Origin of the sequence: Myxococcus sp. MxC21-1 (genome assembly GCF_032612255.1) — a bacterium.
Lineage (GTDB): Bacteria > Myxococcota > Myxococcia > Myxococcales > Myxococcaceae > Myxococcus > Myxococcus virescens.
The window spans coordinates 8,183,276-8,202,281 of record NZ_CP123278.1 but is presented as its reverse complement, the minus strand read 5'-3'; the positions used below and the strand labels follow the sequence as shown (position 1 = coordinate 8,202,281).

Genomic DNA, 19,006 nt, shown 5'->3' with positions numbered 1-19,006 from the left:
TCGGACAGGTCCAGGCCTTGGGTTGACGGTGGGGTGGGGGACCACCAGGCAGAGTTGAAGAGACAGGCTGCGGTGTTGGCCTGAATCAATGGCAGGACGTCGCTGCTCTGCTCAAGCAGGGCCAGGAGCTGGCGCTCAAGAGGACCGAGTGAGGTGTCCGGACCACCTCCACCACGCTGGCCCCAGGCGCCTCCGCCTCCCGCAGGACGCGAACCATCTGCTCCTCGGTAAACCTGCTCTTCCTCACGACCGACTTACCTCCTGGCCGCGGGGACTCTCTCACGCTTCAACTGGTCCGAAAAATCGGAGGGGCAGACCAGGTGCGTCTGCTGCCAGTGGAGGTAACTGTCGCACCGCAGCTGAGTACGAAGCTGCTCGAGGTGGTGCTGGCCAGCGGAGCGCCTGCGGTTCTCCACGGACACCGACGTCGACTACGTGGCGCGGCTCGTTACCTCGCTGGGGCGGTGAGGTGGCGTTCTCGCTGCCTGCGTCGGTGTGCGTGGTGTTGGCGACGGAGCCGGTGGACATGCGCAAGTCGATAGATAGATGGCCTCATGGCGTTGGTGCGCGCTGCTTGGGGCGAGGACGTCACCCTCAGTGGTCACCCAAGACTGGCCAATGATGGTCCCCTGAAAACCGGTCAATGGCATCAGCCCCGAGGCATACCTCGCGGACGCCCTGCTGCGCGTGCAGACACATCCCAACTCACGCATCGGTGAGTTGCTGCCCCACGAGTGGAAGCGACGGCATCTCGCCGCCCCGCCCGACTCACCCTTCCAGCCCAGTCCCTGAACAGCTCGCTCGTCGCGGCGTTCGCCGAACACGGTCCTCGTCCATCTGCAATCCCTCTCGCCACGTCTTTGCCCGGACGGTTACGCGGGCCGGAAAGGCCGAGGCGGTGCGCCTGCTGCCGGTGGAAGTTGCTGGCCTGCCGCAGCCGAGCAATGATCGTCCGGTCAGTGACGTGGTGTGGGGGATTGCGTTTAACCGTTTCAAACGGCTTCTTCCTTGACGTTCACTGGATGGAATCAGTGGTCGCGCAGAAGTTGAGGACCATACCGGCCGCTGAACCCCTATTCCTCCAGCCAGTAGAAGCGGTTGCCGCTCGCGAGGGCGCGCTCAAGGAACTCGCGGAATGAGCCCGCGATTTGCCGAAGCTCGTGAGGGTACGTCTCATGGTAGGCGTCGAGCAGAGGGTACGGGCCACCAGAGGGCGCCACGTCCACCAGTACGTAGTCTCCATCCTGGCAGTAGACAAGGGTGTACCACGACGCCGCCCCCATCGAATCGTCATCCTCCCCACGCAGGCAAATGCGGGCCCGCTCAATTTCAGCCAGGGGTAGGATGCGGTAGTTCGCGTCGGGACGCCGACGGAACAGCGTCGCCCCGTCACAGTGGAGGTAGAAGGCGCGCAGGCCCTCATCCAGTTGCCAGCCGGCACGCGATTCGAAGGCCGCAACCTGCGCGGGCGTTGCGGGAGCATTCGGGAAATGGGCGCGGGAGATTTCTTCAAGGAGCTTTCTCATGGCCTTAGTCCACGTAGGGCCTGTCAGGCCCCGCGATGCTCCACTGTCCGCCGCGGCTGTAGCACGCCGGGTACGCCTTGTTGATGACCTTGTGCACCGCAGGAGGGACAGGCAGGACGTTGTCGCGTGCTGTTGGATGACCGCCATGCCACAAGTCGAAGATGTGGTGTCCGGGCCAGTAGTCCCCGTCGTTCTGCGGCCACGCGCCGAACTCCCTTGCCCACCCCTCCCGGAAGCCCTCGCGTGCGTTGTTCCAGGTCGTCCGTCGCCGCTCGCCGTCGGCGACGGTTGGGTAGTCGCAGCAGCAGTGGGTAATTGCGAGGCGACCGCCAGCGACCGCTGGAAGGGCCATGAATCGTCCCTCCCAGTCCCCTTTGATGTCCGCCAGCCAGATGCAACCGAGCAGCGTGCGCCCCTGTGTCGCACATCGCCGCTGGCACCGCTCCATCCATGCCGCGCTGCACAGCCAGGGACCATAGTAAATGGTTGTTTGCACCGTCCCACCGGCAGGACTCGGCACTGCTGGGCCTACCCACTTCGCCGAGGGCTTCACGCCTATGGTGCTGATTGTGGCCGAACCGCAGCCAACGACGGCGAGCAGAAGGGGCACACTGGCGGCGCACAGTAGGTACCGGATGAAGCAGTCTGCTACTGCCTTCACGTATCGGGTACTTCGACCGGGAAGGAGCACCGTGGAGGCGTCTCTGCGTGACTTGAAACTCCTCTTGTTGTCACAGTCCCAGGTGGACATTGAGTCGAAGAAGTAGGCACGCGAAAGAGTTTTCCCCGCTCGCTCCGCTGAGCCTTGCCAGCCTCAGTCGACTCAAGCGGAGTCAACCCGCGAACACCAACAGATTCATCCGAAATGTGAGTCAGAACGCCGTGCCGTTCACCCGCCGCCCAGGCGAAGCCTCAACACCGGGTGACAGCTGCGTATGCGGCACCCAAGTTCCCGTGGAACTCCCGTCCGGGCTCCGGTTGTAGGAGATGCCCACCTCCGTGTCCTGATACCCCGCGCTGTCCTGCACACTGTTGTCCGGCCGCACCAGGAACACAGTGTCGCCGCTGCTGCCCGTGTTGACGCCTCGGTTGAAGTACAGCCCGCCTCCCGAGGCCGCCGTGGCGTTCGTCATGCCCGCAGGCACCGCCGTCGGACCCGAGTACACGACGTACGACTTGCCCGGCTGAATCATCGTCCCCGCCGGGAACACATGCCGCGTGTCGTCTTCCCCCGCGTACGAGCTGGCGTCGTGAATCTTCCAGCCGCCCAGGTCCACCGCCGTGGTGCCCGTGTTCACCAGCTCGACGAACTGCTGGTCATAATCCGGCGTCGTGGTGCCCGGTTTGTTATGCGACTGCGGCAGGTACTCGTTGATGAACACCTTGTACTGCGTCCCACCCGTCCCCGTGCCTCCGCCTCCCGCATTGCCAAAGTTGAAGCGGCTGATGATGGGGTAGTGGTCGGACGTGTTGTTCCGGTAGCCCGTGATGCTCGGTCGTAGCACCTGGGTGGAGTTCGGGACGTAGCTGGTCCACATCTCGTTGGTGACGAGCTGATGGTCGATGAACGTGCTGCGGCTCGCCGTGCTGCCAATGCCCGCCTCGGACAGGGCCTGGGTGGTGAACCGGTAGTTGGCCGAGTCGCTCACGAAGTTGCGGTACGGCGATTCATATTTCAGCCCGGTGCTGGGATTGGTCGCCATGGACACGTCCACGTCGTCATTCCAGTCACCCACCACCATGGCCCGCTGGGTGGGCAGGCGGAGGTCCAGGTAGTCTTTGATCCACCCGGAGGCCGACAGGCGCCGCGCGTAGTCGTCGGCACCGGCGAGCGCCTTCATGTGGATGACCAACGCCGTCACGTCCACGCTGGCACCACCGCGCTGGATGCGCAGGTCCACTCGCAGCGGCGGGCGCCCGCCGAAGTCGTAGTCGTGGTTCAGCAGCACCACGTCCGCCCGCAGCACCTGCACCACGTCCGACTTGAACAGCACGCCCACCTTCTGCTCATTGGCCGAGTAGTAGCTCGTTCCCGACGACACCCGCGAGCTGTCATCCGCCAGGAAGCCGTCGTAGCCCGGCAGCCGCGCCTTCAGCTCGTTGAACTGCGCCGTGCTGACAATCTCCGCCAGTCCCCAGAAGTCCACACCCGCGTCGGCGATGACGGCCTGGACATTGGCCAACTGCAACGGCTCGTCGTTGGGCCCATAGAGCGGGTCCCCGAACCACTCGATGTTCCAGTTCCCCACCGACAGCGGGAAGCTCCCATCCGGCCCGCCCCCGTCCGGCGTCTGCCCGGGACCCACCACTTCCAGTCCCAGCTGGACCTCGGCCTCGGCGCCGTGGGCGTCATGGACCCGCAGGGTGATGGGATAGGTCCCCTGTCCCTGGGCCTGCCCCGTCAGCAATCCCTCGGGGCTCAACGCGATGCCCGTGGGCAGCGAGCCCCCCACCAACTCCCACTGAAGGGGAGGGCGCCCACCGGTGGCGACCAGGACGTGCTCGTAGCTGTCCCCCTCCGTGGCGGCGGGGAGCCCGTCGCTGGTGACCTCGGGGCGTGGATAGATTTTCAGTGCATACGTGCGCACGTTCTCCAGGCCGTCTGCGTCCCGCACCGTCACGGTGATGGAGAAGTCACCGGCCTCGCTGCCCGGGCCCAGCAGCCGCCCCTCTCCCGTATAGAAGGAGAAGCCCGCCGGCGGCGGTGACACCGTGTAGCGCAGGGGCGGCTCACCCCCGGACGCGGTGAACATGGCTTCGTAGGCAAGGCCCACCGTCGTCGGAGACAGCTCGACCGCGGGCAGACGGGGCGCTCCCGAGGGTCCACGTCCCTCGGAGCAGGCGCACAGCAGGGTGAGGACGGCGAGCATCCCCGCCATTCGGAAAAACGGCATGTCGGCGGGCTCCAGCGCGGGCCTCGAGGAGTGGGGCACGCGACGCGCCCACTCTAGCCTCGACGGCCGCCCGCATGCACGAGGCGCGTGGCACGAAAGGCAATGGCCGCCGACATCGTTCGTGTTTCAAGCAAGCGCTGGAAGGTTTTGCGCTCCGGGCAGCCGTGGAGTGGAATGGTTTTCGGGGGGGATGACTGCCCCATGGAGGAGACAGCACATGGCCAACAAGTGGGACAAGCAGCTGATGGACTTCCTCAAGCGCACCGGTGACGAGCTCAAGCGCACCACCGATGACCTGCGCGGCGAGGCTGAGCGCCTCCTCAAGGAAGTGAAGGACCCTCAGAACCAGGCCAAGGTGAAGGAAGGCCTGGAGCAGCTGCGCACCTGGGCCGCCAGCACCAGCAAGGTGGCGGCGGAGAAGATTGAAGTCGCTGTGCGTCAGGTCGAGGGCGCCGTCGAGCGCGCCTTCACGAGCGAGGAGGGCGGCGAGCGTACCCCTCCTTCGCGTCCCGCCAAGGCGCCAGCCGAACCCGCAGCCGAGGCCAAGGCCCCCAAGGCCAGCGCCTCCCGCCCGGCCGCGAAGAAGGCCGGGGAGAAGTCCATTGGCCGCAAGAAGCCCGCCGCCAAGGGCGCCGCCACGAAGACGGCGAAGAAGGCTGTTTCGGGTTCCAAGAAGACGATTGGTCGGCCCAAGAAGCCCGCCGCCAAGACCACCGCCGGAGCGTGAAGTTCCGCTGGGTGTGAAGCCCGCTTGCCCGGGGGCAAGCCGGTTTCCTTTGTCCTTCTCGCCATTTGGAAGGTCCCGCGGCGCGTGAGATAGTGCGCGCCGTGGCCGGCTCGAACGACAAGAGCAGAATCCAGACAGACATCGGGCAGGACGTCATCGACGCGGCGGTTCGCAGCGTCGAGCGTCACATGGACGAAGAGGACGAGGTGACCGTCATCGAGGTGGAGGCTTCAGGCCCGTCCACCGCGGTGGAGGCCGAAGCGTCCGCATCCCCCGCCGACACCACTTCTCCGCCGTCTGACGCCGAGGCGCCCCCGTCCGAGGACGTGGCGGCGCTCCGCCAGGAGGTGGAGTCCCTCAAGGCCCAGCTCGAGTTCAGCCAGGCCAAGGGGCGCGAGACGATGGAGCGCCTGCGCGAGGCCCACGAGCGTGCGAAGGAGGCGCAGGAGCGCACCGTGCGCCACGCCGCGGACCTGGAGAACTACCGCAAGCGCGCGCAGAAGGAGAAGGAGGAGGTCCAGCGCTTCGGCTCGGAGAAGCTGCTCAAGGACCTGCTCCCGGTGATGGACAACCTGGACCGCGCGATCGACGCCGCGGCCAAGTCGCCGGACCTGGACAGCTTCGAGAAGGGCGTGGCCATGACGCGCAAGTCCTTCGAGGACGCGCTGGGCCGCCACGGGGTGAAGGGCTTCAGCGCCAAGGGGCAGGTGTTCGACCCGCGCGTGCACGAGGCCATCCAGCAGGTGGAGACGGCGGACGTCCCCGCCGGCCACGTCGCCTACGAAGTCGTGCGCGGCTTCTACCTGAATGAGCGGCTGGTGCGTCCGGCCATGGTCGTCGTCGCGCGTGCACCCGCCGAGCCTGTGGCCGCCACGGAGCCGCCGGCCGTCGCCGAGCCCGCCACCGCCACGGCCACGACCGACACCGAGGCGCCCGCCGCGCCCGCGCAGTCCGAGAACTCTTCCGGGGGGAGTCAGTAACCAACATGGGCAAGGTGATTGGAATCGACCTTGGGACGACCAACTCGTGCGTCGCCGTCATGGAGGGCGGCGAGCCGGTGGTCATCCCCAACAGCGAAGGCAGCCGGACCACGCCTTCCATGGTGGGCTTCACTGACTCCGGCGAGCGCCTGGTGGGGCAGATTGCCAAGCGGCAGGCCATCACCAACCCGGAGAACACCGTCTTCGCGGCGAAGCGGCTCATCGGCCGCAAGTTCGACTCGCCCGAAGGCAAGAAGGCCATTGGCGTGTCGCCCTTCAAGGTGGCCTCCAGCCCCAACGGCGACGCGTGGGTGGAGATTCGCGGCAAGGGCTACAGCCCGCCGGAGGTCTCCGCCATCGTCCTGATGAAGATGAAGCAGACGGCGGAGGACTATCTCGGTGAGCAGGTCTCCGAGGCGGTCATCACCGTCCCCGCCTACTTCAACGACAGTCAGCGTCAGGCCACCAAGGACGCCGGCCGCATCGCCGGGCTCAATGTCCTGCGCATCATCAACGAGCCCACCGCCGCGGCCCTGGCCTACGGCCTGGACAAGGTGCAGGAGGGTGGCACCGAGCGCATCGCCGTCTACGACCTGGGCGGCGGCACCTTCGATATCTCCATCCTGGAGCTGAACGCCGGCGTGTTCGAAGTGAAGAGCACCAACGGCGACACGTTCCTGGGCGGCGAGGACTTCGACCAGCGCCTCATCGACTACCTGGCCAAGCGCTTCGCGGAAGCCAACAACGGGCTGGACCTGCGCAAGGACCGCATGGCGCTGCAGCGCCTGAAGGAAGCCGCCGAGCGCGCCAAGCACGAGCTGTCCAGCGCGCCGGAGACGGAGGTGAACCTGCCGTTCATCACCGCGGATGCCTCCGGCCCCAAGCACCTCACGGAGACCGTGGATCGCGCCACCTTCGAGGCGCTGGTGACGGACCTCATCGACCGCACCATCGAGCCGTGCCGGATTGCCCTGAAGGACGCGGGCATTCCCGCGCAGCAGATCAATCAGGTGCTGCTGGTGGGCGGCATGACGCGCATGCCGCGCGTGCAGGCGAAGGTGAAGGAGTTCTTCGGCAGGGAGCCCCACAAGGGCATCAACCCGGACGAGGTCGTCGCCGTGGGCGCGGCCATCCAGGGCGGCGTGCTCAAGGGCGAGGTGAAGGACGTCCTCCTGCTGGACGTGACGCCGCTGTCGCTCGGCGTCGAGACGGCCGGCGGTGTCTTCACGAAAATCATCGACAAGAACACCACCATCCCCTGCAAGAAGAGCCAGGTGTTCTCCACCGCCGTGGACAACCAGCCGCTGGTGAGCGTGCACGTGCTCCAGGGCGAGCGTGAGATGGCGGCGGACAACAAGACGCTGGCGCGCTTCGAACTGGTGGGCATTCCCCCGGCGCCGCGCGGCGTGCCGCAAATCGAGGTGTCGTTCGACATCGACGCCAACGGCATCGTCCACGTCAGCGCCAAGGACCTGGGCACCGGCAAGGTCCAGCAGGTGCGCGTGGTGAGCAACTCCGGCCTGTCCGAGGCGGAAATCCAGGCGATGATTTCCGACGCCCAGTCGCACGCCTCCGACGACAAGAAGAAGAAGGAGCTGGCGGAGCTGCGCAACAACGCCGACGGCCTCATCTACACGACGGAGAAGAGCCTGGAGGAGTACGCGAGCCTCCTGTCGGAGAAGGACCGCGAGGAAATCAAGGCGGACCTGGAGCGCCTCAAGGAGGTGCTCAACACCTCCGACGTGGCGGTGCTCAAGGAGTCCTTCCAGCGCCTGGAAGGCAGCGCCTACCGCATCGCGGACGCCATCTACACGGGCCAGGCGAGCTGAACGCTCGCAATCGCCTCCGCGCTCCAGCGTAGACTGCCTGCCGCGCAGTCAGTCCTCCTGGAGCGCATTCAATGGACGTCACCGAAGGCATCGTCATGTTCCTCATCACCGCCATGGTGGTGGGGGTGCCCCTCTTCGGGCTCACGCTTCGCTTCTCCCTCAAGCCCTTGGTGGAGGCCTTCATCCGTTTGAAGGAATCCCAGCACGGCGGCATGGAGGTGCGGCTGCTCCGCGAGCGCGTGGCGCACCTGGAGCGCGTGCTGGAGGTGCACGGGCTGATGGACGACCACCTGCCCCGGTCGCTCCGCTCCGGCGCGCCCGAGCACCTTCCGGCCGTGGCGCCGTTGAAGGACCGGGAGCGCGTGTAGCCGTCCCGGAGGTTCCGGGTTTCGTGAAAAGGGCGTCCCGGGTGTTGAATGGGCCCGTGGATTTTCCCTCTTTAGAGGAAGAGGTCGTTTTTCTCCGGGGTCTGGTCTCCGTGCATCGGATGGCCGACGTCATCCTGGAGGACTGCCTGGAGCGGGGCTTGGACCTGAACTCCGGGCTCGACGTGTTTCTCACGCAGTGTGCCCGGCTGGTGCATGCGCGCGCGGGCTTCGTGTCCCTGCGAGGGACGCGAGGCCCGGTGCTGACGCGGGTGCTGGGCGAGCCCGGGGTGGACGTCCTGGAGGCGGCGCACTGGCAAGGTGTCCGCAAGCTGGATGACGGCCGGACGCTCTTCTGCACGCGGCTGGCCCTGGGCAGCCTGGAGCTGGGGGCCTGGGGCTGGTGGTGGAGGGCGCCTTCGACGGCGGCGGCGGGCTGGTGATGAAGCTGGTGGAGGCCATTGGCGAGCAGCTCGACAGCGCCGTGCTGGGCTTCCTCGCGCTGACGGACGGCAAGAGCGCGCTGGAGCGGCTGGACGCGCTCACCGGGGAGCCGCCTACGGCCTCGCGGGGCCACATTGGCCGCTATGAGGTGGTGACACCCCTGGGCACCGGAGGCATGGCGCAGGTGCTGGTGGCGCGGACCCGAGGCCCGGAGGGCCTGGGCCGACTGGTGGCCCTCAAGCGCATCCTCCCGCACCTGTCCTCGGACCCTTCCATCGTCCAGCAGTTCCTGGACGAGGCCCGCATCGGCCTGCGGCTCTCCCACCCCAACCTGGTGCACTTCTACGACTTCGGCGAGGCGGAGGGCGCGTACTACATCGCCATGGAGTTGGTGCGCGGCGTGGACCTGGAGCGGCTCCTCCGCGCGGCCAAGGGCCCGCTGGAGACGGCGCACGCGGTGGCCGTGGTGTGCCAGAGCCTGGCGGGGCTGCATGCGGCGCACGTGCTGCAGGGCGAGGACGGCGCGCCGCTCGAGCTGGTGCACCGGGATTTGTCCCCGCACAACCTCATGGTGGGGTTCGACGGGCGGGTGAAGGTGCTGGACTTCGGGGTGGCCAAGGCCCGCGCCCAGCGCACGGTGACGCTGCCGGGCATCGTGAAGGGCAAGCCGCTGTACATGTCCCCCGAGCAGGCGCGCGGCATGAGGCTGGATGCGCGCAGCGACCTGTTCGCCATGGGGCTCGTCCTCTACCAGTCGCTCATCGGCGCGCGGGCCTTCGAGAAGCCCGACGAGCTGGCCACCATGCACGCCATCTGCGAGGAGGCCCTTCCGCCGCGGCCTTCGCACATCTCCCGGGCGCTCTGGGATGTGCTGGAGACGGCACTGGCCAAGCGCCCCGAGGCGCGCTTCGGCAGCGCGCGGGAGATGGCGGACCGGCTGGCGGATGCCTGCCGTCCGGCGAACGACTCGGAGCTGGTGCGGCTCATGGCGAAGCACTTCCCCGACCGGCATCGCGAGTTCATGCGGTTGGACCGCCCTGCCTCCGCGGGAGGGCGGTCCCAGGAGGAAACGCCCATCATGCGACCGCGGCTCCGGAAGTCCTCACCCTGACGAAGCGGGAGGAGACCCGGCCCCTCTTGGGAGGAGCGAGGGGCCGGGAAGGCGCGCTCAGTACCCGCGCTTGAGCGGGTCGTCGGAGGGCGCGTTCAGCGTACGCGCCCGCTCGTCGCTGCCCTCGGTGCGGATGTCCACCTCTTCCCGGCGTACGTGCTCGGAGATGTGGCGCTCCTCATCCACCTCGTCCTTGTGGATGACGACCTCCTCGTCGACGACGGCGCGCTTCTGGACTTCGACTTCCTCGGCGCGCAGGGGGACGACGACGGTCTCCTCCTGGAACGAGGCATTCATCGCCGGGCGTTCCGGGCTCACGTCCCGGCGCTCCACGCGGACGCGCTCGCGGCGCACCGGCACGTCCATCTCCCGGTCCTCCTCCACCACGTCCTTGTGGACGCGGACCTCGCCGGCCTGGACGTCCCGCTTGAGCACGTCCACCTCCTCCTTGTGCAGGGGGATGGTGATGTCCTCCTCGCGGCCGTGGATGTCCCGCGCACCCACCGGGGTGTCCGTGGCTTTCAGTCCCGCGGTGTCCGTGCCTAGACGTGTGTCGTAGCCCGTGTCGTAGGCGCCCTTGCGGCCCACCGTGTCCGTGGTGGCGTCCATGCCCGTGCTGGTGCGAGCCGCGGCCTGGTCGGCGCCCAGTCCCACCGCGCCCGGACCCACGCCCGCACCGCCACCCGTGCCGGCGACGGCGCCCGTGCGGTCCTCACCCGTCAGCCGGCTCAGCATCTCCTTGCCGTGGCTGAGGATGATTTCCGAGCCGTCGATGCGACTGATTTCCGAGTACCGGACCAGGTAGTCCTTCGGGAAGAAGAGGCCCTTCTCGATGTGGAATTCGCCGTCGCCGACGGCGAAGACCTTGCCGAGCTTCTCACCGTCGATGCTGCGGACGACCATCCCTTCGTTGACGTCGCTGCGTTGGTACATGGCTGGCTCCTCGTGACCGGGGCGGGTGGACCTGCTGGTCACACCTTGGACCCCGGCGCTGGTGGATGCCCCGCGTGCGAGCGCGAGGCCCTGGGGTTTCCACCCCGGTCATCATGGAAGGTGTGAGCGTTCGGTCTCGGTGTCAGGGGCCGAGGACGCAGTGCCAGTTGGCTTGGCACCGTGCCTGCCCGCCCGAACGCCCGCCTGTCCTTTCGCCTGCCCTGGCGACACCGCGCCGGCGGCCGTGGTCCGGGGCTTCTCAGGGCGCGGCGGCCCACCCCATCTTCAGGCGAGGTGCGTCCGGACCGCGTGCCGTGAGCACCCAACGGGAGACCGTCATGAGAAGCAGGCAGGGAACCTGGGGGCCGTGGCGCTGGAGTGACTCGTGGGTGGGCGGCGCGGCCGCGGGCGTGGGGGCGCACCTGGTGGTGCGTGGCATCCACCGGCTGCTCCGTCCGGACCTGCGAGGCCCCATGGTGGGCGTGGCCTGCGCCTCCGGGATGCTGGGCGCCCTGGTGGCGGGCCGGCTCGCGCGCCATCGGCTCCGGCCGTTTCCAGTCCTGGCCCTGGCGCCCACCCCGCCGCCCGCTGCCCGCGAGCCCGCGGCGCTGGAGACGGACACGGACCCGGAGCGCCCCAGCACGCCCCTGGATCGGGTGCTCCGGCGCGGGCCGAATGGCCGGGAGCATCCCTGGAGCGAGCCCGGGTTGCCCACGCTGGCGTGAGCCGCGAACCACACCACACGAGAGGAGTCCTCCGATGCGCACGGACGTACGGGAAGGGATGCGGGTCTTCACGGCGGATGGGGCCCGGTTGGGCACCGTGGTGGGATGTGGCGGGGAGACCTTCGCCATTGAAGGAGGGCTGCTGCGGCTGAAGTCCTTCACCGCGCGCTACGGCGACGTGGTGGACGTGCGCGGAGAAGACGTGCACCTGGGGCTGACGCGGGACGAGGTGTCACCGGAGCACGACAGCCCGGCGCAGGCGCGGTCAGGTCACCCAGAGTCCGTGCTCTCCGCCGGGTTCGCGACGCCCGGCGAACTCGTGGTGCCCCTGGCCCGCGAGGAGGCCCATCCTCACGTGGTGGTGCGCGAGGCGGGACAGGTGCGCATCCACAAGGTGGTGCGGACGGAGGTGCGGCACTTCTCCGTGCCTGTGCGCCGCGAGGAGCTGGTGGTGGAGCGGGTGTCCGAACAGACCGTGGACGCCGAGGGCCCGCCGGCGCCGGAGGCCGTGGCCTCCGCCCGGCCGGTGCTGGAGGGGCTGGTCCCCTTCGAGGCGGGCACCTTCGTCATCCCCCTGCACGAGGAGCGGGTGGAGGTCACCCGGTCCGTGCATGTCTGGCAGGAGGTTGCGGTTTCCCGGTACACCGACGAGGTGCTCCGGCAGGTTCACGCCACCGTTCGGAAAGAGACGGCGGAGGTGGAGGAGCGGGGCGAGGTGCTCCACGACGGCCCGTTGGACGGGCTGCACTCCTGACTGACGCGCCGCACAGGGGGTGTGTGACGGGGGCTCGGGACGGCTGCACGCTTGACCCATGGAGAGGTGTCCCCTAGAAAACCAGGGCTTTGCCGTGTCAGTTTCCGAGAAGGGAAGCCCTGCATGCGACGACTTGCCCCGATGCTCCTCGCCGCGCTCGCCGTCATGGTGGCCGCTTGCGAGAAGAAGACGCAGCCAGCTCCTTCGGGTGAAGGAGGTACTCAGGCCGCGCAGGGGCAGGGGGCGGCGCCCGGGGGCGCTCCGGTGGACGCGAACACCATCCTGCTGGGGCAGGTGGGCTCGCTCACCGGTGGCCAGGCCACCTTCGGCATCTCCACGCGCAACGGCATCGAGCTGGCCCTCAAGGAGGCCAATGCCGCAGGCGGGGTGAAGGGCAAGAAGCTGTCCATCCGCGTCTACGACAACCAGAGCAAGCCCGAGGAGGCCGCCCAGGCCGCCACGCGCCTGATTACGCAGGACAAGGTCGTGCTCATCCTCGGTGACGTGGCGTCGTCCAACTCGCTGGCCATGGCGGAGAAGGCGCAGGCGGCGGGCGTGCCGATGATTACGCCGTCCTCCACCAACCCCACCGTCACCGACAAGGGCGACTACATCTTCCGCGTCTGCTTCATCGACCCGTTCCAGGGCTTCGTGATGGCGAAGTTCGCGCGGGAGAACCTGAAGCTGAACACGGTGGCGGTGCTCCAGGACAACAAGAGCGCGTACTCCATTGGCCTGGCGGACGTCTTCAGGCGCAAGTTCACGGAGATGGGCGGCAAGGTGACGGCCGTGGAGAGCTACAGCCAGGGCGACACGGATTACCGCGCCCAGCTCACCGCCATCCGCAAGTCGCAGCCGGAAGGCATCTACGTGCCGGGCTACTACAGCGAGGTGGGCATCATCGCCCGCCAGGCGCGCGAGGTGGGCCTCAAGGTTCCGTTGATGGGCGGCGACGGCTGGGACTCCGAGAAGCTCTTCGAGCTGGGCGGCAGCGCCATCGAGGGCAGCTACTTCTCCAACCACTACTCGCCGGACAACCCGGATCCGCGCGTGCAGAAGTTCATCGCGGACTACAAGGCCGCGTACGGCGCGGTACCGGACGCGCTGGCCGCGCTGGGCTACGATTCGGCCCGCGTGGCGGTGGACGCCCTGGAGCGCGCCAAGGACCTGAGCGGCCCGTCCGTGCGTGACGCCATTGCCCAGACGAAGAACTTCCCGGGCGTGGCGGGCACCGTGACACTGGATGCTCAGCGCAACGCCGTGAAGTCCGCCGTCGTCCTCAAGGTCGAGGATGGCAAGACGCAGTACGTCACGACCATCAATCCCTAATGGCGCAGCTCCTCCAGCACCTCATCAACGGCCTGGCCGCCGGCACCATCTACGCGCTCGTCGCGCTTGGCTACACGATGGTGTACGGCGTCCTGAAGCTCATCAACTTCGCCCACGGCGACGTCATGATGGTCGGCGTCTACATGGGCTACGCCACCGCGTTCGCGCTCGGGCGCGACATGCGCAGCTCCCTGCTGGGCGTGGCCGTCGTGTTCGCGGTGGCCATGCTGGGCTGCGCGCTGCTCGGGTTCCTCATCGAGCGCTTCGCGTACCGCCCCCTGCGGGAGAAGCCGCGCCTCACCGCGCTCATCACCGCCATCGGCATCTCCTTCGCGCTGTCCTACGGTTTCCAACTGGACCTCGGCTTCCTGCCGGGCGCGGCGCCGCGGGCCTTCCCGGAGGTCATCGAGCCGGTGGAGTGGCTCGTCATCGGTGACCGGGACGTGGTGGTGTGGAACTGGCAGGTCATCAGCTTCGGCATCGCCGTGGCGCTGATGGTGGGCCTGCAGTACCTGGTGTTCCGCACGCGCTTCGGCCGGGCCATGCGCGCGGTGTCCTGGGACCACCGCGTGGCGGCGCTGATGGGCATTCCTACTGACCGCGTCATCGCGCTGACGTTCATGCTGAGCAGCGCGCTGGCGGCGGGCGCCGGCCTGCTCTACGCCATCAAGGACACGTCGGTGAGCCCGCTGATGGGCCTGTACGTGGGCCTCAAGGCCTTCGTGGCGGCGGTGATTGGTGGCATCGGCCACGTGCCGGGCGCCGTGGTGGGCGGCCTGGTGCTGGGCCTGGTGGAGGAGTTCGTGGTGGGCTACGCGGCCAGCACCGGCGTGACGCGGTGGCCTTCGGCTTCCTCATCCTGGTGCTGCTGGTGAAGCCGGGCGGTCTCTTCGGCCGCGTCGCCGCGGAGAAGGTCTGATGGAGACTCCGGCGATTCCCGCCCCCGAGGCCCGCTCCGCCGTCCCCGCGTCGCTGCGCGGCCTGCTGCCCGTGCTGCTGGCGCTGCCGGTGCTGGCGCTGTTCCAGTGGCTGATGAGCGACGCGCCCTTCGCCTCCTACCTGCTGTCGGTGGTGGGGGTGAACATCATCCTCGCGGTCAGCCTCAACATCGTGAACGGGATGACGGGGCAGTTCTCCATCGGCCATGCGGGCTTCATGGCGGTGGGGGCCTACATCTCCGGCGTCCTGTCGCTGAACCTCAAGGACGTGGCGCTCTCCTTCCTGCCGGTGGCGGTCAGCGATCAGGTGTTCTTCGTCGCGTCGCTGCTGGTGGGCGGCCTGGCGGCGGCGCTGTGCGGCTTCCTGGTGGGCCTGCCCTCGCTGCGGCTGCGCGGGGACTACCTGGCCATCGTCACGCTGGGCTTCGGCGAAATCATCCGCGTGGTGGTGCAGAACACGGACGCGTTCGGCCGGGCGCTGGGCCTGTCCGGCATCCCCCAGACGTCATCGCCGGCCATGGTGTACTTCTTCGTGTTCCTCACGGTGCTGGTGGCCCGGCGCATCACCGGCTCCAGCCACGGCCGCAGCCTGTGGGCCATCCGCGAGGACGAGGTGGCCGCCGAGGCCATGGGCGTGGACACCACGGGCTACAAGGTCCGCGCCTTCGTCATCTCGTCGTTCTTCGCGGGCATCGCCGGCGCGCTGTTCGCGCACTTCGTGCCCATCATCAACCCCGGCTCCTTCACCTTCGTGAAGTCGATGGAAATCGTCGTCATGGTGGTGCTGGGCGGCCTGGGCTCCACGACGGGCGCCATCGTCGCGGCCACGTTCCTCACGCTGCTGCCCGAAGGCATGCGCTCGCTGTTCACCCTGCTGGGGGCCGAAGGCAGCCTGGCGCAGAAGGTGGACCAGATTCGCATGCCCGTGTACGGCCTGCTGCTGGTGGCGCTGATGCTGGCGCGGCCCCAGGGCCTGTTCGGGACGAAGGAGATCTGGGACGTGCTGCCGCGGTGGATTCCGCGCAAGCGCAGGGGGCTGGCGTGAGCGCGGCCGTGCAGGAGACGAAGGCGGAGGCCGGAGCGCCATTGCTCCAGGCGGACGGGGTGAGCATCCAGTTCGGCGGCCTCAAGGCGCTGACGGACTTCAACCTCTCCGTGCGACAGGGCGACCTGCAGGGGCTCATCGGCCCCAACGGCGCCGGCAAGTCCACGGCGTTCAACGTGCTGACCGGCGTGTACCAGCCCACCCAGGGCGAGGTCCGCGTGGGCGGGCAGCGGGTGAACGGGTGGCTGCCGCATCAAATCAACCACCTGGGGCTGGCGCGCACCTTCCAGAACATCCGTCTGTTCCGCGCGCTCACCGCGCTGGACAACGTGAAGGTGGCGTGCCGGGCGCAGGGCGCGCTGCACCCCGAAGGCGTGGGGTTGGGCGCGAAGATGAAGGGCGCCTTCATCAACTACCGCGACTGGTGGCGCGCGCTGCTGCTGACGCCGCGCTTCCAGCAGGAGGAGCGGGAGTTGACGCAGCAGGCGGAGCACCTGCTGGAGGTCATGGGCCTGTCGCACCGCCGCGACGAGGAGGCTCGCAACCTGCCTTACGGTGAGCAGCGCCGGCTGGAAATCGCGCGCGCGCTGGGCACGCAGCCCAAGGTGCTGCTGCTGGACGAGCCCGCGGCGGGCATGAACACCCGTGAGAAGGCGGACCTGATGGTGCTCATCCGCAAGCTCCGGGACGACTTCAAGCTGGGGGTGCTCGTCATCGAGCACGACATGAAGCTGGTCATGGGCATCTGCGAATGCATCACCGTGCTGGACCACGGCGAGACGATTGCCCGGGGCGCGCCGGCGCAGGTGCGCAGCGACCGGAAGGTCATCGAGGCGTACCTGGGCGACAGCTATCTGGAGAGCCAGGGAGGGGCGGCGTGAGCGACGCGCAGGTGAAGACGCTGGGGGAGCGCCAGGCCTTCCCGCCGCTGCTGTCGGTGGACGGCATCAAGGTGCACTACGGCGCCATCCAGGCGCTCAAGGGTGTGTCGCTGACGGTGGGCAAGGGCGAGGTGGTGGCCCTCATCGGCGCCAACGGGGCGGGCAAGACGAGCACCCTGCGCGCGGTGAGCGGCATGCTCAAGCCCAGCGCTGGACGCATCCAGTTCAACGGGCACGACACCACGGCCATGAAGGCGCACCAACTGGTGCCGCGCGGCATGGCGCACGCGCCGGAAGGCCGGGGCGTGTTCCCCAACATGTCCGTCCAGGAGAACCTGGAGCTGGGCGCGTACCTGCGCACGGACACCTCCGGCATCCAGCAGGACCTGGAGAAGAGCTTCACGCTCTTCCCGGTGCTCAAGGAGCGCCGCAAGCAGATGGCCGGGACGCTGTCGGGCGGCGAGCAGCAGATGCTGGCCATTGCTCGCGCGCTGTTGAGCAAGCCGCAGCTGCTGCTGTTGGATGAGCCTTCGCTGGGGCTGGCGCCGCAGGTGACGGAGGCCATCTTCCGCACCCTGCGCGAGGTGAATGCCACGGGCGTGAGCGTGCTGTTGGTGGAGCAGAACGCGCATCTGGCGCTCAACGCCGCGCACTACGGCTATGTGTTGGAGACGGGCGAGGTCGTGATGGCGGGGCCGGGCAAGGCGCTCCTGGAGAGCGCGGAGGTCCGGCGTGCGTATCTCGGCGAGTAGTGGCGGGTGCTACGTCCTCTCGCCGACGCTCCGGTAGAGTCCGGCGCGCAATGAAACTGGCTCCCCTCCCAAAGTCGGGTAGTCAGCAACCAGGAAGTTCGTCTAGCGTCCGTCGACGCACTGCGTTCAACCACACTCAGGAAGTGTGCCCATGTCCCCGTTGTCCCGCCTTGTCGCCAGCCTCGCCACCCTGTCACTGATTGCCGCCGCGTGCGCCGGTCAGCAGAAGCCCGATAACCGGGAAGCCACCTCGACCATCGAGGAGGTCGCCAACGAGGGTGGAGAGGAGACCCCCGCCGTCGCGTTCAACGTCCTGGAGGCTCCCGAGGGCTTCACCGTGAAGCTGCCGGGGCCCCCGCCGCAGGCGCAGCGCAGCGAGGCCGCCCTGCCGAAGCGGACGGACAAGGCCACGCTCGTCACGTACGCGGCCAATGAGGGCGGTGTCAGCTACATCGTCAACGCGGTGGACTACCCGGAGGCGTTCGTCGCCACGGTGCCCGCCGAGGCGCTCATCAACGGCGGCATTCAGGGCATCGCCGGGCAGGTGGGGGGCGAGCTGAAGAGCTCCGAGGACATCACCCTGGATGGCTATCCGGGCAAGGCGTACATGCTGGCGTCGCCCAGCGGCGAGGTGAAGGGCCGCAGCTTCCTGGTGGGGCCGCGCGTCTACAACCTCATCACCGTCTACAACGCGGGCATCGGCGCGCCGGGCGCGGACGAGTTCCTCACCTCGCTCACGCTGGTGAACCCGCCGCCGAAGATTGAGCTCCCGGAGCCCGACGCGGGCACGGACGCCGGGACGGCCGATGCGGCCGAAGGCACCGGTGCCGCCGTGGAGGGTGGCGAGGACGCCGGGAGCGCGCCGGACGCGGGCGCCCGTCGCCGCCGCGCCAAGTAGTCCGCTGCCCCCGGGGACACGCTTCCTTTCTGGGGAGCGTGTCCCGCGATGCCGCGCTGAAGGACCCTGGGCGTTAGGCTCTCCCGTGACAGGAGGCCGCCATGTGGGACCCGGCGCAGTACTCACGCTTTCGCGACGAGCGGAAGCGTCCCTTCTTCGATTTGCTGTCGCGGGTGGACGCGGCGTCGCCCTCCCAGGTCGCGGACCTGGGGTGTGGCACCGGGGACCTCACGCGCGTGTTGGCCGAGCGCTGGCCGTCCGCCCAGGTGTTCGGTGTGGATGCGTCCTCGGAGATGATTGAGGCGGCCCGTCGCGGTGCGTCCGTGGACTCGGTGCGCTTCGAGGTGGCGGACCTCGCGGACTGGGAGCCTCCCGCGCCGCTGGACGTGCTCGTGTCCAATGCGGCGCTGCACTGGCTGCCGGACCACGAGGTGTTGCTCGGGCGGTTGGTGGCGAAGCTGGCGCCCGGCGGGGTGCTGGCCTTCCAGGTACCGGCCAACTTCGAGGCGCCGTCGCACCGGCATGTCGACGAGGTGCGGGCCTTGCCGCGCTTCGCTTCTGTCCTGGCGCCCGTGCGGCGCAGACCGGTGGAGTCCCTGCCTGTGTACGCGTCCTGGCTGTTCGCCCTGGGGCTGACGGTGGAGGCCTGGGAGACGACGTACCTGCACGTGCTCCCGGGCGAGGACGCGGTGCTGGAGTGGTTGCTGGGGACGACCCTGCGGCCCGTGCTCGCGGCGCTCGGGGAGGAGGAGGCGCGCGCCTTTGTGGAGACGCTGCGCCCGTTGCTGCGCGAGTCCTATCCCGCGCAGCCGTATGGGACGCCGTTCCCGTTCACCCGCCGCTTCGTGGTGGCGCGGCGGGTGACGTGAGCCGGT

The 19,006-nt window shown here is 68.4% G+C and carries 18 protein-coding genes and 2 pseudogenes; 16 read left to right on the top strand and 4 right to left on the bottom strand.

Annotated features, from left to right (window positions below):
• Nucleotides 1-642 precede the first annotated feature (642 nt).
• Nucleotides 643-792, top strand: a pseudogene (locus QEG98_RS36715) (transposase domain-containing protein); the annotation flags it as partial.
• Between the two features lie 281 nt (nucleotides 793-1,073).
• Here the strand turns inward: QEG98_RS36715 and QEG98_RS36710 are convergent.
• From QEG98_RS36710 to QEG98_RS36700, 3 genes are all read right to left on the bottom strand, one after another.
• Nucleotides 1,074-1,526 (bottom strand): SMI1/KNR4 family protein, encoded by a 453-nt coding sequence (locus tag QEG98_RS36710; RefSeq protein WP_316564631.1) that lies wholly within the window; start codon nucleotides 1,524-1,526, stop codon nucleotides 1,074-1,076.
• A 4-nt stretch (nucleotides 1,527-1,530) separates the two neighbouring features.
• On the bottom strand, nucleotides 1,531-1,878 hold the full coding sequence (locus tag QEG98_RS36705; protein ID WP_316564630.1) for a hypothetical protein: 348 nt from the start codon (nucleotides 1,876-1,878) through the stop codon (nucleotides 1,531-1,533).
• A 520-nt stretch (nucleotides 1,879-2,398) separates the two neighbouring features.
• A complete protein-coding gene (locus QEG98_RS36700) occupies nucleotides 2,399-4,420 on the bottom strand; it encodes a lamin tail domain-containing protein (RefSeq protein ID WP_316564629.1) in 2,022 nt (673 codons plus the stop codon).
• A 217-nt stretch (nucleotides 4,421-4,637) separates the two neighbouring features.
• Between QEG98_RS36700 and QEG98_RS36695 the strand changes: the two genes are divergently transcribed.
• The 6 genes from QEG98_RS36695 (at nucleotide 4,638) to QEG98_RS36670 (ending at nucleotide 9,876) form a co-directional block, all read left to right on the top strand.
• Nucleotides 4,638-5,147 carry a transcriptional regulator gene (locus QEG98_RS36695; RefSeq protein WP_090488073.1) on the top strand — a complete coding sequence of 170 codons (510 nt, stop codon included), beginning with the start codon at nucleotides 4,638-4,640 and terminating at the stop codon, nucleotides 5,145-5,147.
• A 92-nt stretch (nucleotides 5,148-5,239) separates the two neighbouring features.
• Nucleotides 5,240-6,127 (top strand): nucleotide exchange factor GrpE, encoded by an 888-nt coding sequence (gene grpE, locus QEG98_RS36690; protein ID WP_316564628.1) that lies wholly within the window; start codon nucleotides 5,240-5,242, stop codon nucleotides 6,125-6,127.
• Nucleotides 6,128-6,132: 5 nt separating this feature from the next.
• The gene (gene dnaK, locus QEG98_RS36685; RefSeq protein WP_090488077.1) at nucleotides 6,133-7,956 is read left to right on the top strand and encodes a molecular chaperone DnaK; all 1,824 of its coding nucleotides are present in this window, start codon (nucleotides 6,133-6,135) and stop codon (nucleotides 7,954-7,956) included.
• A 71-nt stretch (nucleotides 7,957-8,027) separates the two neighbouring features.
• Nucleotides 8,028-8,324, top strand: coding sequence for a hypothetical protein (locus QEG98_RS36680; protein ID WP_140800155.1), 297 nt, complete (start codon nucleotides 8,028-8,030; stop codon nucleotides 8,322-8,324).
• Between the two features lie 119 nt (nucleotides 8,325-8,443).
• Entirely contained in the window at nucleotides 8,444-8,764 is a 321-nt protein-coding gene (locus QEG98_RS36675) for a hypothetical protein (protein ID WP_316564627.1), read from the top strand.
• The gene (locus QEG98_RS36670; protein ID WP_316564626.1) at nucleotides 8,725-9,876 is read left to right on the top strand and encodes a serine/threonine-protein kinase; all 1,152 of its coding nucleotides are present in this window, start codon (nucleotides 8,725-8,727) and stop codon (nucleotides 9,874-9,876) included. Before QEG98_RS36675 ends, QEG98_RS36670 begins: the two co-directional genes overlap by 40 nt.
• Nucleotides 9,877-9,933: 57 nt before the next feature.
• Here QEG98_RS36670 and QEG98_RS36665 read toward each other — a convergent pair whose 3' ends face one another.
• Nucleotides 9,934-10,809 (bottom strand): YsnF/AvaK domain-containing protein, encoded by an 876-nt coding sequence (locus QEG98_RS36665; protein ID WP_316564625.1) that lies wholly within the window; start codon nucleotides 10,807-10,809, stop codon nucleotides 9,934-9,936.
• Nucleotides 10,810-11,147: 338 nt separating this feature from the next.
• Between QEG98_RS36665 and QEG98_RS36660 the strand changes: the two genes are divergently transcribed.
• The 9 genes and pseudogenes from QEG98_RS36660 to QEG98_RS36620 all read left to right on the top strand — a co-directional run bounded on the left by QEG98_RS36660 (nucleotide 11,148) and on the right by QEG98_RS36620 (nucleotide 19,000).
• Nucleotides 11,148-11,534, top strand: a complete 387-nt coding sequence (locus tag QEG98_RS36660; RefSeq protein WP_316564624.1) for a hypothetical protein — start codon at nucleotides 11,148-11,150, stop codon at nucleotides 11,532-11,534.
• A gap of 34 nt (nucleotides 11,535-11,568) precedes the next feature.
• The gene (locus QEG98_RS36655; RefSeq protein WP_316564623.1) at nucleotides 11,569-12,288 is read left to right on the top strand and encodes a YsnF/AvaK domain-containing protein; all 720 of its coding nucleotides are present in this window, start codon (nucleotides 11,569-11,571) and stop codon (nucleotides 12,286-12,288) included.
• 123 nt (nucleotides 12,289-12,411) lie between these two features.
• Entirely contained in the window at nucleotides 12,412-13,617 is a 1,206-nt protein-coding gene (locus QEG98_RS36650; protein ID WP_141592204.1) for an ABC transporter substrate-binding protein, read from the top strand.
• A pseudogene (locus QEG98_RS36645) lies at nucleotides 13,617-14,536 on the top strand (branched-chain amino acid ABC transporter permease). The gene QEG98_RS36650 and the pseudogene QEG98_RS36645 overlap by 1 nt, the downstream one beginning before the upstream one ends.
• The gene (locus QEG98_RS36640) at nucleotides 14,536-15,600 is read left to right on the top strand and encodes a branched-chain amino acid ABC transporter permease (RefSeq protein WP_090488091.1); all 1,065 of its coding nucleotides are present in this window, start codon (nucleotides 14,536-14,538) and stop codon (nucleotides 15,598-15,600) included. Before QEG98_RS36645 ends, QEG98_RS36640 begins: the two are co-directional and overlap by 1 nt.
• Nucleotides 15,597-16,481 carry an ABC transporter ATP-binding protein gene (locus QEG98_RS36635; protein ID WP_011556587.1) on the top strand — a complete coding sequence of 295 codons (885 nt, stop codon included), beginning with the start codon at nucleotides 15,597-15,599 and terminating at the stop codon, nucleotides 16,479-16,481. Before QEG98_RS36640 ends, QEG98_RS36635 begins: the two co-directional genes overlap by 4 nt.
• The gene (locus QEG98_RS36630; RefSeq protein WP_090488093.1) at nucleotides 16,478-17,233 is read left to right on the top strand and encodes an ABC transporter ATP-binding protein; all 756 of its coding nucleotides are present in this window, start codon (nucleotides 16,478-16,480) and stop codon (nucleotides 17,231-17,233) included. The genes QEG98_RS36635 and QEG98_RS36630 overlap by 4 nt, the downstream gene beginning before the upstream one ends.
• 151 nt (nucleotides 17,234-17,384) lie before the next feature.
• Nucleotides 17,385-18,131: a hypothetical protein gene (locus QEG98_RS36625; RefSeq protein ID WP_316564622.1), complete on the top strand. Its 747-nt coding sequence runs from the start codon at nucleotides 17,385-17,387 to the stop codon at nucleotides 18,129-18,131.
• Between the two features lie 101 nt (nucleotides 18,132-18,232).
• Complete coding sequence (locus QEG98_RS36620; RefSeq protein WP_316564621.1) at nucleotides 18,233-19,000, top strand: methyltransferase domain-containing protein; 768 nt, start codon at nucleotides 18,233-18,235, stop codon at nucleotides 18,998-19,000.
• Nucleotides 19,001-19,006: the final 6 nt, after the last annotated feature.